At 58.0% G+C, this 14954-nt stretch carries 16 protein-coding genes and 1 pseudogene; 3 read left to right on the top strand and 14 right to left on the bottom strand.

Annotated features, from left to right (window positions below):
• Window positions 1-56 precede the first annotated feature (56 nt).
• From RGR602_RS20550 to RGR602_RS20520, 7 genes are all read right to left on the bottom strand, one after another.
• Window positions 57-1127 carry a sugar ABC transporter substrate-binding protein gene (locus RGR602_RS20550; protein ID WP_040113993.1) on the bottom strand — a complete coding sequence of 357 codons (1071 nt, stop codon included), beginning with the start codon at window positions 1125-1127 and terminating at the stop codon, window positions 57-59.
• A gap of 92 nt (window positions 1128-1219) precedes the next feature.
• Window positions 1220-1624, bottom strand: a complete 405-nt coding sequence (locus RGR602_RS20545) for a cupin domain-containing protein (RefSeq protein WP_040113992.1) — start codon at window positions 1622-1624, stop codon at window positions 1220-1222.
• Window positions 1624-2091, bottom strand: coding sequence for a cupin domain-containing protein (locus tag RGR602_RS20540; protein WP_004129736.1), 468 nt, complete (start codon window positions 2089-2091; stop codon window positions 1624-1626). The genes RGR602_RS20545 and RGR602_RS20540 overlap by 1 nt, the downstream gene beginning before the upstream one ends.
• Before the next feature lie 9 nt (window positions 2092-2100).
• Window positions 2101-3603: an aminoacyl-histidine dipeptidase gene (locus RGR602_RS20535; protein WP_040113991.1), complete on the bottom strand. Its 1503-nt coding sequence runs from the start codon at window positions 3601-3603 to the stop codon at window positions 2101-2103.
• A gap of 459 nt (window positions 3604-4062) precedes the next feature.
• Window positions 4063-4968, bottom strand: coding sequence for a LysR family transcriptional regulator (locus RGR602_RS20530; RefSeq protein WP_040113990.1), 906 nt, complete (start codon window positions 4966-4968; stop codon window positions 4063-4065).
• Between the two features lie 351 nt (window positions 4969-5319).
• On the bottom strand, window positions 5320-6063 hold the full coding sequence (locus RGR602_RS20525; RefSeq protein ID WP_004129750.1) for an SDR family oxidoreductase: 744 nt from the start codon (window positions 6061-6063) through the stop codon (window positions 5320-5322).
• 11 nt (window positions 6064-6074) lie between these two features.
• Complete coding sequence (locus RGR602_RS20520; RefSeq protein ID WP_203226213.1) at window positions 6075-6857, bottom strand: SDR family NAD(P)-dependent oxidoreductase; 783 nt, start codon at window positions 6855-6857, stop codon at window positions 6075-6077.
• A 448-nt stretch (window positions 6858-7305) separates the two neighbouring features.
• Between RGR602_RS20520 and RGR602_RS20515 the strand changes: the two genes are divergently transcribed.
• Both RGR602_RS20515 and RGR602_RS20510 read left to right on the top strand, forming a co-directional pair.
• A complete protein-coding gene (locus RGR602_RS20515) occupies window positions 7306-8157 on the top strand; it encodes an SDR family NAD(P)-dependent oxidoreductase (RefSeq protein WP_040113988.1) in 852 nt (283 codons plus the stop codon).
• A gap of 31 nt (window positions 8158-8188) precedes the next feature.
• Window positions 8189-8890, top strand: coding sequence for a RibD family protein (locus RGR602_RS20510; protein WP_040113987.1), 702 nt, complete (start codon window positions 8189-8191; stop codon window positions 8888-8890).
• Window positions 8891-9003: 113 nt separating this feature from the next.
• On the opposite strand, the gene RGR602_RS20505 is transcribed toward RGR602_RS20510, so the two are convergent.
• Window positions 9004-9777, bottom strand: coding sequence for a DeoR/GlpR family DNA-binding transcription regulator (locus RGR602_RS20505; RefSeq protein ID WP_040113986.1), 774 nt, complete (start codon window positions 9775-9777; stop codon window positions 9004-9006).
• Window positions 9778-10031: 254 nt separating this feature from the next.
• Between RGR602_RS20505 and RGR602_RS38535 the strand changes: the two are divergent.
• Window positions 10032-10121, top strand: a pseudogene (locus RGR602_RS38535) (hypothetical protein); the annotation flags it as partial.
• 147 nt (window positions 10122-10268) lie between these two features.
• Here the strand turns inward: RGR602_RS38535 and RGR602_RS39260 are convergent.
• From RGR602_RS39260 to RGR602_RS20480, 6 genes are all read right to left on the bottom strand, one after another.
• Window positions 10269-10757, bottom strand: a complete 489-nt coding sequence (locus tag RGR602_RS39260) for an MBL fold metallo-hydrolase (RefSeq protein ID WP_267285103.1) — start codon at window positions 10755-10757, stop codon at window positions 10269-10271.
• Window positions 10691-11128, bottom strand: a complete 438-nt coding sequence (locus tag RGR602_RS39255) for an MBL fold metallo-hydrolase (RefSeq protein WP_246703910.1) — start codon at window positions 11126-11128, stop codon at window positions 10691-10693. The genes RGR602_RS39260 and RGR602_RS39255 overlap by 67 nt, the downstream gene beginning before the upstream one ends.
• Window positions 11100-11603, bottom strand: a complete 504-nt coding sequence (locus RGR602_RS20495) for a hypothetical protein (protein WP_223844043.1) — start codon at window positions 11601-11603, stop codon at window positions 11100-11102. Before RGR602_RS20495 ends, RGR602_RS39255 begins: the two co-directional genes overlap by 29 nt.
• On the bottom strand, window positions 11600-12643 hold the full coding sequence (locus RGR602_RS20490) for an aldo/keto reductase (protein WP_040113985.1): 1044 nt from the start codon (window positions 12641-12643) through the stop codon (window positions 11600-11602). The genes RGR602_RS20495 and RGR602_RS20490 overlap by 4 nt, the downstream gene beginning before the upstream one ends.
• A gap of 251 nt (window positions 12644-12894) precedes the next feature.
• Window positions 12895-13851: an L-threonylcarbamoyladenylate synthase gene (locus RGR602_RS20485; protein WP_040113984.1), complete on the bottom strand. Its 957-nt coding sequence runs from the start codon at window positions 13849-13851 to the stop codon at window positions 12895-12897.
• Window positions 13852-13970: 119 nt separating this feature from the next.
• On the bottom strand, window positions 13971-14951 hold the full coding sequence (locus tag RGR602_RS20480) for an aldo/keto reductase (RefSeq protein ID WP_040113983.1): 981 nt from the start codon (window positions 14949-14951) through the stop codon (window positions 13971-13973).
• Window positions 14952-14954: the final 3 nt, after the last annotated feature.

The raw sequence follows: 14954 nt of genomic DNA, 5'->3' as shown, positions 1-14954 counted from the left end.
GGTCGCCCTTTTTTAGTGGACGGCCCCGCGCAAGGCAGGGCCGCGTATTGTCACGTCTACTTCTGCTGAACGTAGACGTAGTCGTTCTGATCGAAGGTCTTGATGTTCTTCGCATCGTAGGTTTTGGGCGCCACGAAGATCTTCTTCGGCAGGGCGTTGCCCTTCATCGCGAACTCATCCACCGCTCGAATGATGTTGCGACCTTCTTCCTTGGCCCCGGTGTCGACCGTTGCTGCAAAGTCGCCGGTGAGGATCGCGTCGTTGGCTTCCTTCATATTTTCGTAGCCGACGATCGCCACCTTGCCGTTCAGCCCCTTAGCCTTGAGGGCCTGCAGACCGCCAAGGGCCATCTCGTCGTAGAGCGCGACGAGGACTTCGATGTCGGGGTTGGCGGTAAACATGTTTTCGGTCACCGACAGGCCCTGGGCACGAACCCAGCCAGCCGGCTGCTGAGCGACGATTTTGAAGTTGGGATGCTTCGAGATGATCTCGTTGAAGCCCTTCATGCGCTGGCTCGTATGCGGACCGGGCAGGCCCTCCAGTATCCCGAGCTTGACTTCCTTGTCGCCATAGGTGTCAACCAGCCACTGCGCCTGCGCACGACCGCCGTCACTCTGGTCGTAGCCAATATCGCTGACATAATATGGATTATCGGCGACGGGTGAGTTGAAGAGGAAGATCGGAATGCCCGCCTCGGTCGCGCGCCGGATCGAGGGGAGCAATGCGCCTTCGTTGTATAGGGCAACCGCGATCGCATCGACACCGTCGTTGATCCAGGCTTCCATTGTTCTGATCTGGTCGTCCGTGGCAGACTGGCTGCTCGGAGCCTGCACGAGAAGCTGGATAGCGCCGTCGCCACCGCGCTTGTCGATTTCTTCTTTCACGCCGGCTAGAACACGCTGATAGTAGGTGTCCATCGCCGTCGGCAGGAAACCGACCTTGAGCGGGCGGTTATCCTTTTTAACAGGTTTCACTTCCTGGCCTGTGGGCTTAATGTCCTTGTCCATCAAGATGCCAGGAAACACCTTCGAATAGTCCGCCTGCTGTGCAAGCGCTGGGCTGAAGGAAAGCGAAGCGGTGAGCCCGAGAGCAGCACCGAAGATTAACGTCCGTCTAAAAATTGTCACATGATCCTCCCTGGTGGTGACAAGACAAAGCTTTCCCATCCGCGGAACGGGTCCGCGGCGAAACTTGGCAAACTGAGATTCAAATTTTCGGCTTAAAGTCCCGGTGCGATCGTGAAGACCACCCGGATCGGGTTAGAGCCGTAGTTTAGGCACTGGTAGCTGATGCCGCCCGGCAGGAAGAAAGACTCGCCGTCACGGATGTGAAAGGTTTCGTCGGTATCCGCCAAATAGAAGGTCGCGGGGCCTTGCAGGATGTAGAAGACTGCGTCCCCTTCATGGCTGTCGGGTTCGCTCGCGCGCGGTCCAACGCCACCCACGGGGATAGTTAGCTCTCCGACGTGCATGTAATCGTTGCTGACGCAGAACTGGACAAGAACGGGATGATCGCGGCCGGAGACGATGTGCAGACGATCGCTTTTTGCGACCTTCACCAGGTCGCCCCTCTTGCGCGCCTGTGCGCCGTCTACCGGATAAGTTCCGAGTTTCTCAAGGCTCATCACGCTCTCCCTTCGTGCTTATAGAGACGCGTCGGCCCGTCATAACCGGTCGGAGGGCCATTCTCGTCCCAGATACGGGGTGCGATGCAAAACAGGATAACTGCAGCCTTGTCGCTGAAGTTATAGCCGCGATGCGGAGCGCCCTTGGGGATAAGCACCGCGTCACCGGGTCCGAGTTCCTCGGTCTGCCCGGTTTCGGGGTTTAGGAGATGCACGACACCTTCGAGGACATAGTACACCTCGTCACCCGCGTGAATGTCCGCCGGGTCGAAGTTGCTTCCCGGCGCGAGCTGATAGATGCCGGTCGTCTGCTGGTCCGTGCTGGCGAGCAGGTAGTTGAGGTCGCTAGAATACGGCTTCGTCCCCGTATAGATGAACATCTTGTAGCTATCGCGCGTCAGATGGACAGGCTTCTTTTCGCTGGGCGGATGTGGAAAATTGCCGAAGTAGCTTGGCAGTTTTGGCATTTCAATACCTTAGGTCCGGAGTTCGCGGAGCAGCGACTTGAGAAGCCGCCAGGTCAAATCGACTGTCGTGTGGTTGAGGCGCTCGCGCGTGGTGTGGACGTCGAACGCTTCCGGTCCGATCGACAGCATGTCAATGTCAAGAACCTTCTTTCGGAAAAGGCCGAGCTCGAGACTGGAGTGAGAGACTTCTACATGTGGCTGCTCGCCGAACTCACGCTCGTAAGCGGCTTTGGCGGCGTTAAGCATTCGCGAATGAGGATTGTATGGCCATTCCGGGCAATCCGCGAATGTCTCCACGCTCGCGCCGTTGCCGATGAGTTCCGACAGCTGCCTAATTTTGTCGACAATGTTGTAGCGACGGGAGCTAACGGCGCTTGGAACCGTATTGACGATTTCGATGGCCTCTTCATCGCTTGAAAGCAGCGCCACGGTGTTGGAGCTCTCAACGAGGCCCTCGACCTGAAGGCTCTTGCTCTGGACGCCGTTGGGAAGAAGGTTCAGGGCATCGACCAGCGCCCGGGCGGACTGAGCCGAGAAGACTTGAGTAAACTGTCTCCCCGACTCGCTGACTGTGACCTTGAGGTTGGGATCGCTTGCATTGTACTCAAGCGCAATCGAAGCCGCTTCCGCTTCAATTCTCTGTCTGAGATCGACGATCCGCGAGGCATCGATCGAAATGATCGCCTCCGCCTCACCCGGGATAACGTAACGGTTCACGCCACCCTTGACTTCGGCTACCCTGGCACCAGTGTCCCGGATGACAATCCGAAGCAGCCGTCCGAGCTGGACGATCGCGTTAGCGCGTTCAAGATGGATGTCAAATTCGGAATGACCGCTGCTCAGGCCGGAGATCCGCAGCGAAAGGGCGGTCTGCTCCGAAACGCGCGGTTCCCACTGAACCGGAATCTTAAATCGCACTGAAATATCGCCCGCGCAGCCGGCGAACAGCGACTTGGGATCGTGCCAGTTCATGTCGAGAAGGCGCTTACCGCTAAGCTTTGTGCCGTCGAAGTGTTGCGCGCCGCCCTTGCCGACTTCTTCTTGAACCGTCAGGACGACTTCAAGCGGCGGATGTGGGACATCGTCGGATGCCAGCAACGACATTGCGAAGGCCACACCAACGGTGTTGTCCGCCCCAAGGGTTGTCCCCGTACCATGGATGAAATCGCCGATAACCTGAAGTTTGATGCCTTCGTTTTTAAAGTCGTGGTCAACACCCTCATCGCTCTCGCAGACGATGTCGGTATGCCCGTGAAGAATGACGGTCGGAGAGTTTTCGTAGCCGGGCGTGCCCGGCTTCTTAATGAGGAGATTGTAGATCTCGTCCTGGTAAACCTCGAAGCCGCGCGCCCGGGCAAAATCGGCGATGTGATCGCTAACCTGCTTCTCGCTGTAAGAACCGCGCGGGATGGCGCTTAGCTCTTCGAAAAAACCGAAGAAGATCGCCGGCTCGAGACCAGCAAGAATAGAATTGTCGCGTTTATCTACAGTTTTTCCAGCGGGGAAACTCATTCGGCCCTCCTCCCAATACAGCATCTGAGCAATACTTCTTCCCTCGCCGAACATAGTCCGGCGACCTCGTAAACCGTATTGCGTCTCATCTTACGCGCTAAGGCGATCTAGGTTCAGATGCCCTCCACGCAATGAACCATCTCCGCTTTCAGCTCCTAATTCAAACGCAATATTTCATAAAATAGATGAGCTTTTTTCATCTGAATTCGTTATGTTTGAAGCGCAGGCGGAGGCAAGAATGGACCTCGGCGAGTTTCCACTACCCTGTAGGCGTCTGCTGTAAATTTAGAGCGGGTCTCGCACCGCCGGTACAACAACTCAAGTAGCGTCTGGCTTAGCAAACTTGTTCCCGTCATAGCGATCGAGAGCTTCGAGGCGTTCTGAGGCTGGGTGCAAGCAGCCACTTTCTATCGGAACTCGAACTTCCGCCCGCTGAGATTTTCCCGTCGAGCCGTCATTTCAATCGTCCGGAAGCGGCGCCTTAAGGTGGTCGAGAAACGTCCGGAGGGCGGACGGCACCTGTCGGTGCGAAACGTAGTATGCATGAAAACCCGGCCCAGTAGAGGACCAGTCCGGCAGCACGACTTCGAGCAAACCGGCCGCAAGTTTGTCCTCGACCCGGGCCCGCAGGCAATAAAAGAGACCGCCTCCCTCCTGCGCCATGCGGATGGATAGTTCCGAATCTCCGAGCGTGAGCAGTCCAGGGACGTCTAGGGTAACCATGCGGTCTCCGTCGCCAAGTTCCCATTTGCAGACGTGGTCTGTACCGGTTCGGATCCGAATGCACTCGTGCGTCAAGAGATCTTCCGGCCGCGCGGGCCGCCCTCGTTCGTTGAGATAGGCCGGAGAACCGACCACGATCCATTCGAGTTCGGATGTCAGACGCGACGCGATCATCCCCTCGGGAACTGTTCCCCCATAACGGATGCCCGCGTCAAAACCTTCGGCGACCATATCGATAAAGCGGTCCTCGACGCTGACCTCGACCTCGACATCTGGGTAGTTCTTGCGAAAACTGTGCAGTCGAGGAGCGATCAACAGCTCGGCGGCGTCACGCAGCGTGGTCACTCTCACTCTGCCCGTGGGCCCGCTCCTGAAACTGTCCAGGAGATCCATCGCAGCTTGAATGCCGAGGAAACGGGGCTCCAGTTCGGCAAGCAGTACTTCGCCGGCGGCGGTGAGACTGATACTCCTGCTTGTCCGATGAAACAGACGGACGCCCAGACGGGCCTCCAAACCCCTGATCGAGTGGCTGAGGGCAGACCCGGAAACGCCGCGAAGCGCGGCGGCCTTTCGGAACCCCCCCGCCCGCGCGATCGCGACGAAAGTTTCAAGGTCGGCCAGATCGGCCCGCGTCGATACCATGAGTGATGGATACTCGCACTTGTACTGAATAAGATCGTTCTCGCCGACGCCGACCTTGCTTCAGGCGGCTGGCGTCTTCGATCCTTATTCAACTGGCCCTGTCTTTGGTATGTGATGACCAAGGAAGCAGTCAAAAATTTGACCTCAAATGATCCATGTTGGATCCTGGGAGCGACGACGGGAGATGGGCCGGGTCGCTGAATAATGAGACCTCCGGGATTAGATGGTCATGCAATGAAGATCATCTTGTCCACAGCCACGAGAGACGGCACCGGTTGGAACGGATACCACCTCCGCGCGGGCGGCCTGACAGTCCCGGAGGTTCAAGTTCTGAGCTTTCGAAAACGCCGGCTACCAGTCCTGCCGGGTTGGATGGACGACAATGTCGTTGATCGTGATCTCCGGGGGCTGATCTAGTGCATAGACCACGGCTTCAGCCACCGACGACGGCGGAATACCCTGCTTGTTGAGCTCTCCGGCGATCTTTCTGCCCGTCTCGTCATGAACCTTGTCGGCCCAGCCGGTATCGATCACGCCAGGGCTGATCATAGACACCTGGATCCCACTTCCCACGCCCACCTCCTTTCTGAGGCTTTCGGTGATACCGCGTATGAAGAACTTCGTGGCTCCATAAACGCCTGCCGCCTCGCCGACATGAACGCCGGCGATAGAGCTCATATTCAGGATGCGGCCGGACCGGCGCTCCAACATCGACGGCAGCACGGCGGCGATCGCATGCAGATAGCCACGCAGGTTGGTATCGATCATCTTGTTCCAATCGCCGACCGCGGCATCCTTCCAATAGGAAAAGAGCATGAGGCCCGCATTGTTGACCAATATATCGACCGGGCCGTACGTCGTCGTGGCGAACGGGACGAGGGCCTTGGTACTCTCAAAATCCGTGGCATCGGCAACCTTGTAGCTGGCAATACCTCCGGAACCGGCGATGTCTTCGACAATCTGACTGAGGCGTTCCTCATTGCGGCCGGCAAGGACGACGCGCGCACCTTTTTCCGCCAATCCTCTGGCGGTCGCTGCTCCAATGCCCGAGGAAGCTCCCGTGACGATTGCGACCTTGTCTTTCAGATGTGCCATGATGTGCTCCTTCACTGCGGTTGGGTCAGTTCGGCTTGCCGGGCGGCTTTAACAGGCTCCGGGGTTGTCCGGTTTTCCAACACCTGCCGCTTGGTTTTCTGGTCTCCGCCGACGACATGGTCGATGTCGTTCATGAGGGCCTCGAAGCCCTGCTTGGCGACGAGCGTCTTGTCGTTTTTCTGCTGGCCACCGAGCTTAGTATCGTCCATCCCAGCGTTCGCGTGGAAGTCGCTGTTGGTGGCGCCCGGAAGGAGTGCCGTCACCGTGACCCCGGTCGAGCGCAACTCCTCGCGCAGAGATTCCGCGAACATGTAACCGAATGCCTTCGACGGGCCGTAGACGGTTTCGTATGGCGTGGGCAGGGTCGCCGAAACCGAGGAGGTGATGAGGATCCTGCCGCGGCCGTTCTTGACCATATGTTGGACGACGCGTTTGGCCATATGGACGGTCCCGGTCACATTGATCGCAAGCAGGCGAAACTCATCCTCGAGATCGTTATCGACGAAGGCGCCGCCGATACCGATACCAACGTTCAGAGCCGCGGCTTCCAGTGGGCGCCCCAGCCCCTGCGTGAAGGTCCAGAACCCCTCGACGCCATCGTATGTCGAGGCATCCGCTTTGAACGGATATGCTTCGGCATCAAGGCTCCGTAGCGCATCGGCGGCCTTGTTTACCTTGTCGCTTGAGCCTGAAATAGCGACGTCAAATCCATTCTTGGCGAATTGTTTGGCAAGCTCGAAGCCTATTCCAGATGAGCCGCCCGTGACCATTGCGAGTGGTTTATTACCAGTCATGATTTCACTCCTTTGGTTTTATCAGCACCACGATCGCCTCGAGGCGCTGGTGACCTAATGCCCGTGGAGCCGGTTGGTTACATGAGCAAAATCGATCGGGGCGGTGAATAAAAATCAACCACCGATCTGGCAGACACCAGAAGTAAGGGACCTTTTGGTCGCGTCCGTAGCCAAATTGACGAGGCACTCCCGACGTCACGAAGGCACCCAAGAGTGAGCACGGCTCATCGGTGCGTGCGATCCAGCTCACTTCAAGTGGTCGGCGGAGTGCCCTATGTTGTTAGGAGGTTGAGCTGTCGTTCGCAGCCAGCAGATATGGTCCGAGCACACAAGCACCCGTGTATCGCTGATGCACTTCTTGCGATGGTGCCGTCGGCCGAGAAAATCCACGCGACGGCGTGTCCGGCCCACCTTCCAGCGGTGACGTCCAATGACGGGAAAGACAAAGATGAGCGAGAGAATGAACAGCATCGTTGCTCCTGGCCGCGTTGCGGTCATCACGGGAGCAGCGAAGGGCATCGGCTTGGCAATCGCGAGGGCTCTCGCGGACCGCGGCATGAAGCTCGCATTGCTGGATCTCGACGCCGACGCACTTGAGGATGTTACCTCGTCACTCGATACGGACACTCTGGTTGTGAGCGGCGACGTCTCGGACATATCGGCACTGAAGAGGTTGCAGGACGAAACAGCCTCTCGGTTTGGCGACGTGGCCATCCTTGTAAACAACGCGGGCATTACGCAAGGAGCCGGCCCCTGGGATGATCCTGCAAAGTGGCGACGCCAGATCGATGTAAACTTCGGAGGTGTTTTAGCCGCACAACACGTCTTCGTGCCCTACATGATCAAGGCAGCCCGACCCTCGGCGGTCGTCAACCTCGGCTCCAAGGAAGGAATTACAACTCCTCCAGGCAATGCCGTCTATTCGGTGGCTAAGGCAGCTGTCAAGGTGCTGACCGAACAGCTGTCGCACGAGCTTTTGAAGGAGACGGGAGGTCGTGTATCGGCTCATCTCCTCGTCCCGGGCTACACGTGGACGCCCATGAACATCGCACTCAAGCCGCAGGGCGCTATCAAGCCCGATGAGGCATGGACCGCCGAACAGCTGGTGGAATACTTCCTGGCCCGTCTGCTCGACGAAGATTTTTACATCATTTGTCCTGATAACGCGGTTACGCCGGAGATAGACGCCAGACGGATCCGCTGGGCGGCCGACGACATGATCCTGAACCGGCCGGCGCTTTCACGCTGGCACCCCGACTGGATGGATAAATTCGCAGCCTGGTTGAAGGCAGGCCACTGACGGTGAAATGTTTGTAGAGGAGAGTAATCCAATGCCCAGACCCTATGTAATCTGTCACATGATGTCGCCGCTGGATGGCCGATTGATCGTCAATGATTGGGCCGAGGCAACCGGCCATTCGGTCGATGAGCTCGTGAAGATCTATGACGGCCTGCATGAGAAGATCGGCGCCGACGCCTGGCTTTCGGGAAGAGCGACGGGAGAAGAGTTCGCGGACGCCGTCGACCGCCCCTATCAAGCAACCGGCACGGCCGCGCGACCGATCTCTATCGCCAACCCGGACGCCGGGGAGTTCGCTGTCATCGTGGATAAGGACGGTCGGCTACGCTGGGACAAGAGCGACATTGAGGGAGCTCACCTTGTCGTCCTGACAGGATCTGACGTGGATGATGCTTACCTGGCGGGCCTCACCCAAGCTGGCGTTTCCTATATCGTCTCGGAGAAAGATGGCGTCGATCTGAAAAACTCGCTCGATGTTCTCGGCACCGAATTCGGTGTGAAGCGCTTGATGCTGGAAGGCGGGGCGCGAACCAATGGCCATTTCTTGAATGCGGGTCTTGTTGACGAGGTCAGCCTAGTCATCTTCCCTGCGATCGGAGGCAAGTCGAATACACCGGCCATATTTGAGGGCGGCGAGGATGGGCTTGCCGGCGGGGCGAGGCTCACGTTTATCAGCGCCGAAGCCGCTGGCCTCGGCTCCGTCCATCTGAGATATCGCGTTGAACGTCCATAGGAGACGCCCACAGGAGAAGATTGTGGAAGGGCTCCCCCATCAAGGGCCCAACTTGAGATTCGGGGACAGGTGCCGCCTTGCGCGGCAACTACCCGAAGGATCGTTGGCCATATTCACTTCCTCTCCTGCGATGCCACTCTAAGCTGCACATTGGATCCTTCCAAAGCCGCGCGGATGTCGACTGACGGCTCCTGGTCGGTGATGATAACTTCGAACTCGTCAATGGTGGCCAGGACATGAAGAGCAGTATGATTGAAGCGCTTATGGTTTAAGAGCAGGCAGCGGCGCGCGGCGCTTGCAATCATCGCTCGCTTCGAGCGGACAACGTCATCATCCATATGGTAGACGCGCAATCCAGAAACTGCCGGCGTTGAGATAAAGGCGATGTCGGCGCTGAGACGCGACAGTGCCTGTTCGGCGACGACGCCGAAAAAACCATTGAACTTCATCGAATAGCGTCCACCGACTGCAATCAGGTTGATCCCTGATTCCGTCTTGAGCCGATCGATGACCGCCGCATTGTTGGTGATCACCGTCAGCGGCCTCCTCTGTGGCAGCAATTCCCCGAGCACCGACGCCATAGATCCGTCGTTGACCATCACCGTCATGCCGGGCTCGACGAGTTCAAGGGCGGCCTCGGCCATCCGGCGCTTGGCCTCGCCCTCCTGCTGCTGGCGAAACCGGAAATCGCTTTCGAAATGGCCTCCTGCCTCGATCGTTGCCCCGCCACGGACCTTGCGAAGCATCCCTGCCTGCTCAAGATCATCCAGATCCCGGTGGATGGTCATCTTGGATACAGCGAACCGATCGGATAGGTCGTCCAGATCCACCACCCTCTGCGCGACCAACAGGTCCATAATGGCCTGCCTCCGATCATCTCTCTTCATATTCTAGTCCTCCGGCGCACTAATCCGATCCTTTAACATCAAGATCCGACGCTACAAATCACATGCAAACATCATTTTTCGTTAGTTTGTGTTGCTCTATTCGACAACGCCCCTGACGCTGCTGGCATGATGGGACACGTGAAGACGCATGATGGCGCGATTGCACCGCTCCATGCATGGCCGAAGGCGCTCATTTTCTAACGAAACAGGATGGGTTGGAGGTTCAAGCGCAAATGTCATCGCCATGGAGAATGGTCCCGCGCGTCAGCCGCGCACGGAAGATGGAGGCCTTGTCCTCCATGGCAAACATCGCGGACTACCGGGCCGTCATCAAAGCGGGAATATAGGGCTTCTTCACCGCGCAGATCACCGCTGCGGGCAAGGTGTTTGGAAAAGGCCGGAGTCGCTGACACCCGGCCTTTTCTCTGCTTATCGCCTTGGGAGGACGATTGTGAACGATGGAGCTTAGCGTTCGCGCTGCTTCAAATCGATCAAACTCTTGATACGTCTCCGTCGGCCACACAAATCTCCACGAGCATGAGCTGGCGAGCCGTCAGGCGCGACGGATAGATTTTTGACAGCTGCTCCTCGTGCATGGGAACAATTCGTCGTTCGTTCATACCAACGATTTTGAGCATCTCCTCGGCGGACTCGATCAGACGTGACTGGCTGCCATTGGCAAGGCCCGGCGGCACAAAGCAGGGATCGGTGGCGTCCTCACCCGTGAGGTTGCTGTAGGTGTAGATGACGTCGCCGGACAGGATAAACTTGCCGTCTCCACCGCCGGTCTCCACCACCACATATTGCGATCCTGCGGTATGGGTGTCGAATGCCGGATAGACATGAACGCCTGGCACCAGGTTTTCCCGCTCTCCCTCCACCAGTTCCAGGCGGCCTTCGATGTTTGCCCGGGTCAGATATCCGCCGGATTCAGTCCGGCCTGCAATGAACGGAAGCGCCGACCCTTTGCCAGAATCCACATCCAGGATTCCAATTCTTTCTTCTGAATGAAAATCTTAGCATTTGGGAAGAACTTTAGGCCGCCAATGTGATCGAAGTGCGCGTGCGTGAGGATGACATGCGTGACGTCCTGGGGCCTGATCCCGCATTCCCCGAGAACGATTTCCGGAGGCGTCCAACCGGTAACGCCAATCGAATTGGCGATCTGGCCTCCGAAATCGGCGGCGTCGTGACCGGCATCAACCAGAACGACTGCATCTCCTGTCTTGATGAGAATGTATGCGAACGGCAGGTTCATCGTGCCCTGATTATGGGCGCCGTAAAAAACCCCGCTGACTGGGTGCACTGGGCTTCGAGAGTATTCAAGCACCCAGATCGAATGCGTTCCCATGGTCTTCCTCCCCATGTCCAAGGGACCCTCCACAGCATGCTGTCGTGTCGAAGGTCGACGTGCCTAAGATGGCGGCCGATCGTTTCAGCTCGATCGCCGCGTTTGAAAGCAACCCCAGCAGGGCCGCATTCGAAACCAAGACACCGCGCTGCAGGTGCTCCTCCGCCTCGACAAGCAGGCGATCTGCCCGTCCAAGATGGGAGAGTGCGTGGCCCTGCCCCGCGAGAACGGGTGAGCCCGCGAGCGAGTGACGGACGGATCGCTTTATCTCTGAGGCGCGATCGGCGAGTTCGCCCATCAAGAGGCGCATGCTCTTCTCCTTCAATGCCATATGCATGAAGGAATAGATCGCGAGGAGCTCGCCATATGTCCTGACGAGCGCCTCGAGGCATGCGCGTGCATCCGGCGATGGAACCGAGCCCACGAGCGCTTCACAGCGGAAGCCGCCGAAAACGGTGCCTCCGCTCGCCATCATCGTGCAGCCATCGGCAGCGGAGCATTCGACGGAAGAAGGTTCGCTTCAATCAAAGCGTCCCAAAATGCAGCGGGTATTGTCTCGTTGATCGCCTTGACGTTCTGATCGACTTCGGATGCGCTTTTTGCCCCCATGACCAGCGTCGCCACTGCCGGATGCGCATAGACGAATTGCATCGCCGCTGCAGGCAAGCTCACCGCATATCTCGAACAAATGCTCTCGATGGCGTTGACCTTTTCCACGACGGCCGCAGGAACCTTGCCGTAATCGTAAGTGGCCGCAGGACCGCTTATGCCGGTCGCCAGGATCCCGGAATTGAAGATCCCGCCGGCGATCACGGAGACGTTCCGCTGGAGCAACTCGTCGAACGCGGCCTCAAGCGGGGCATGGTTCAAAAGGGTGTAGCGGCCCGCGATCAACGAGCAGTCGATCGGAAATTCACGGGCGACACCCACGACGGACTCGGTCTCGTTGACACCCAAACCAATGGCCGAAACGGCTCCGCTGGAGCGAAGTTCGTCCAGTGCCTTGTAACCTGAGGCCCGCAGCTGATTCCAGTAGAACTCGCTTTGGTCGCCGTGCCATGCCCGACCAACGTCATGCACGAGAAGAACGTCAATATAGTCTAGGCCGAGGCGCTGTTGGCTATCTTCGAATGCGCGCATCACGCCGTCATATGTGTAGTCGTAGGTGTCGAGAAACGGAAGCGGGTCGATCCACTCTATGCCGTAGACGGTCTCAAGCTTCTTCGTCCTGCTGGCGGGCTTCAATACGCGACCGACCTTTGTGCTCACCACCACGTTTTCGCGCAGCTTGTTCGCCCGGAGGGCATGGCCAAGATAATGCTCCGACTTGCCAAAGCCGTACATCGGCGCGCAATCGAAGTAGCGGATTCCGGCCGCGTACCCGGCGAGGATCGTTGCTTCGAATTCGTCATAGGAGACATCCGCGTTGAAGCCAGAGAGCGGCACAGTGCCAAGCCCCAGCGAAGTCACCTGCACTTTGCTTTTTCCGAGCGGTCTAATTTCGAGTTCGGTCATGTGGTAATCCTTAGATGTCGATGGGAGGCGTCGCGAGGATCTGACCCCAGCGATGCCGTCATTGTTCGGGTAAGGCCCGGTCCACTTGCATGCAACGTTGAGGCGTTTGCCCCTAGCGCCACCAAAACTCTTGATGAACCCCCGCAGCGACTCCTCAATCGGCAAGGTGTAAGGTATAAGGTCATACCTATTCGAGCAAGTTTTTTTATGCAACGGCATCCAGATTTTCGAACTATTTGAAAATTGTTAGCCTAAGCTGGGCGCGGTGCCGCGGCCCTTCGCAGACGATCATTGATCGCCCATCCAAGGCCAGTCAGCGGGATTGGAGCGAACGCAATTACATCATTTGGCCCAGCCGAAGCGTCGGCCTCACTCATGACGGTGTAGAGGTTGCGGGCAGCTTCATGAAGGTCACCAGAAAAAGACAGCGTGAACTGACAGCCCTCGCTTTCTGGACCGAAACCGACCCAGACCATGTTGCCGGAAGGACGATCGACATTCATCTGAACTGCGGCTTCCGGAGCATAATGGCTCTTTAGCTGGCCTGGAGCCGAGACTTTCTGGGGAGCGCTGTCCTCGTCAATCGGACCGAGCAATGCTTCGAGCGCCTCCCGTGTAACCGACCCGTGGCGTAGAATGGTCGGAGAACCGACCAAAGATAGAATGGTCGATTCAAGGCCATGATAGCATGTGTCTTCTTCTACGATCCCCGAAATTCGTCCGTCCAACTGGCGGGCAACCTCCGCAAAGCGCGTCGACGTGACCTTCCCGGAGCGATTGGCCGAAGGCGCTGCCACCGGAAATCCGACGGCTCGGATCAGCCGCTGGGCGACGCTTGACGACGGAAATCGGATTGCGACATTTTTCATGCCCGCGGTAACTGCGGTTGCGAGCCCCGCGTCTTCCCGCTTTGGCAGGAGCAATGTCAGAGGTCCCGGCCAAAAGCTGGCAGCAGCCAACTCTGCCTCCGGATTGAAATGTGCCATCCTGCGCGCCATTTCCACGTCCGAAACGTGGATAATGAGCGGGTTATGCCGCGGGCGTCCCTTGGCTTCATAAATGCGCTCTATCCCGGCGGGGCTGCTGGCGTCCGCGCCGAGCCCGTACACCGTCTCCGTCGGAAACGCGACAACTTCGCCATTTCGCATGAGCCGGGCGGCAGCTTCAATCGCGCTGTCGCTGACGTCAAAACGACGGGTGGCGGTCATCTTTTTTCCTCGCGCTGGTTCCGGAACGGAGCAGAGATCGATACGGCCAATGCCATTGGTTCAGGAGGCCCGGCTCCGCGTGCCTGCTGACAGTATCAACGTCGTCCCGCCGAGCCAAATCAGTTCAAGCCGACTACGCTGTGCGGCACGTATGGCTCCTCGAGTTCGCGGACCTCGTCGTCGCTTAGCTTGACGGCCAAGGAAGCGACGGCATCCTTCAGATGCTGTAGCTTCGTGGCGCCGATTATAGGAGCCGTCACGCCCGCCTTTGTGTTAAGCCACGCCATCGCAACGAGGGATCGTGGAACATTCTTGTCGTCTGCAATCTTTGCGACGACGTCTACGACGCGGCGATCCGCCTCGTCCGCGTGACCGTAGAACCGAGCGGTGACATTGTCGGTCTCGGACCTCAAACTGCTTTCCTCCCAAGGCCGGCTGAGGCGCCCGCGAGCCAGCGGACTGAACGCGATGATCCCCACCCCTTCAGCTTTACAGAGCGGCAACATCTCCCGCTCTTCCTCGCGATAAAGGAGGTTCATCTGAGCTTGCATCGAAACGAAACGCGACCATCCGGCAGCGTCCGACTTGTAGAGCGCGCGCGCAAATTGCCATGCGTAACAATTGCTGGCTCCGATGTAGCGAACCTTGCCGCTTCGAACGAGATCGGTCAGCGCTTCCAGCGTCTCTTCGATCGGGGTCGAATTGTCCCAGAAATGAATTTGGTAGAGGTCGATGTAGTCGGTCGCCAGCCGCTTGAGGCTGGCCTCAGCCTCCGCGATGATTGCCTTGCGGGAAAGTCCGACCGCATTCGCTCCATTGCGCATCTTGCCGTAGACCTTGGTGGCAATGACAACCTCATCACGCTGCACCATCTCCCTGAGCAGCTTGCCGACGATCTCCTCGCTGGTGCCGTCCGAGTAGGCATTGGCCGTGTCGAAGCAGTTTATGCCCTGTTCGAGTGCCTCTTTGATAAAGGGCCTACTGTCGTCTTCGGACAAGGTCCAAGCATGGTTGCCGCGATCGGCGACGCCGAAACTCATGCAACCAAGAACCAGTTGCGAAATTTTCAGACCTGACCGGCCAAGCTGACGATATTCCATCTG

The sequence above is a fragment of the Rhizobium gallicum bv. gallicum R602sp genome, from assembly GCF_000816845.1.
Classification (GTDB): Bacteria; Pseudomonadota; Alphaproteobacteria; order Rhizobiales; family Rhizobiaceae; genus Rhizobium; species Rhizobium gallicum.
Note: the sequence above shows the minus strand (reverse complement) of the source record. Positions and strands in the feature narration are given on the sequence as shown.